The sequence below is a fragment of the Novipirellula sp. genome, assembly GCF_041583735.1.
Lineage (GTDB): Bacteria > Planctomycetota > Planctomycetia > Pirellulales > Pirellulaceae > Novipirellula.
The window spans coordinates 1-2,022 of record NZ_JBFHFD010000993.1 but is presented as its reverse complement, the minus strand read 5'-3'; the positions used below and the strand labels follow the sequence as shown (position 1 = coordinate 2,022).

Annotated in this window: 1 protein-coding gene; it reads left to right on the top strand. The window is 58.9% G+C overall.

The window, feature by feature from the left end; translation table 11 throughout:
* Window positions 1-33: 33 nt before the first annotated feature.
* Window positions 34-2,022: hypothetical protein (locus ABX962_RS35390; protein WP_372726355.1), on the top strand; the 1,989-nt coding region annotated here is incomplete at its 3' end.

Here is a 2,022-nt window from a genome sequence, read left to right as displayed (position 1 = left end):
TTTCTCGCTGTTCTTGTTTGTACCCTTGGGACGTTGATTCTGTTTTTGGCTCTGGTAGCTCAAGATTCAACGCAAAAAGTAAAGCGGCAAGTCGAGGAAGAGGCCAAGACCCAAGCGAACGTGGCACAAGCAGAATCGGAATCGCCGATCCCCAGCGGGTTAACTGCTGTGGCGGTGGAAGCGATGATCGCCGAAGAAGCATTTCGCGTGTCGCAATTGGTTGCGTTTCGTGATGCGCAGGCCGCCGACGTCGAACAACGCCGCGATCAATTGACTCATCTCGAGGATCATTTACGGCGTATTCGCGACGAGTTGCAGCGGCTCAGTGATGAAGTCAAGCGGGCAACCGGCGAAGCCCAGGCTGATCAGATCGACGAGGCTAGCGTGGCGGCGCTGCGCGAGCGATTGCAAGCCGAGGAGCAGTCCTTGGTTGAACTGAAAGAACAGGTTCAAAGCCAGTCACCGCGTATCGTCATCGTTCCGCACAAAGGACCCAACGGGACCGATCGTCGCCCGATTTATCTCGAGTGTACGGCGCAAGGACTCGTGATTTGGCCTGAGGGATCGCTGATTCCGATGAAAGGACTTCGTGATTCCCAAACAGGATCCAATCCGCTGGACGAGGCGCTCCGTGTCGCTCGCCATCATGTGATGCAGAACTATGGTGATAACGTCCCGCCCTACCCATTGCTGGTCGTTCGTCCGGATGGCTACGCGTCCTACCATTTGTCGCGGATGGCGCTGGGCGATTGGGATGATCAATTTGGCGTCGAACTGATTCCCGATGAAGTCGAGCTAGCGATCCCCAACGCAGATTCCAACCTGAAGAGCCGGATGGATGAGGCGATACAATCCGCGATCGCACGACAACGCACCGCGGGAACACGCGAAGTGATCGCGTTCGGAGAAAAGCGAACCGGGAAACCGCGTCCACTCTCGGCCAAAGATCTTGATATGCAAGCTCAATCCAATGGGTATGAATCGGTGCGTGGCGTACGGACAAGCGGTTGGGATCTGAGCAAGGCATCTCCGTATAACGTGGATCGGTCGGGGCAATCGCAACGCCGCGAGGCGACTCGCGATACGCAGGCAAGTGAACCGAATCAATCGGCGGCGATCAGTGCTCGAGAACTCGCACAACTCGAAGATGAGATGCGGCGAAGTGCGGCTGAGATGCGGCAGTCCGGCAGCGACGGCCAACAAAACGCAGAAACATTGTTGCTGGGCGACCCCAACACCAAGGGTGGGAACGGCGATGCCGCGTCGAGCATGGCATCCGCAGGCTCAGGATCGTCGCTGCTTGGTAATCCTGCGACCGGCGGCTTCGGCGGGGGCAGCATGGGGGCGGAGACGTCTGCATCGACCGATCCCCCGAGTTTGCGGACTTCGGCTGGGGGCGACGCGAGAATCAGCGAACTGCTAAATCAATCGCATGGCAAACCAGAAATAGGAAGCGGCACGAAATCCGACCCACAGGGAATGTCGTTGTCAATGCCCAGCGGTGCCAATCTTGGGTCGGCCAATGTTGGCTCGGGCGGCGAGACCAAAACCGGCAGCAACTCAAATGTGGGTGAATCGTCCCGTTCGCCGGGTTCCGAAGCGGGGTTGACGATGCCAAGTTACGCCGCGATGGGGCCGGGGGATACTGCGGCCGGTGATACTGCAACGGGTGATACTGCAACCGGCAGTGACAAGGGCGTGCAGGGCGTCGCCGGTGGGACATCGGGATCACAGGCCTCTGGTCAAGCTTCGGCGTCAGGATCGCCGCAAAGTGGCGCGTCCAGTGGCAGCGCAGGAGCGGGTGGTTCATCGCAACCGCCGGCCGAAGGGCAAATCGGTGGCAGTCCGCCGCCACAGAATCCAAACCTTGTCAAACCCAATAAACGCGACTGGGCGTTGCCCGATTCGGTGGCGCAATCGCGTGGCAACTCGATCGTGCGAACCATCCGCGTCGTTTGTGATGAGGGCCAATTTGTGCTGCTCGGATCGGCCATGAGCGGTGGTACCGAGGTGTTTGGATTT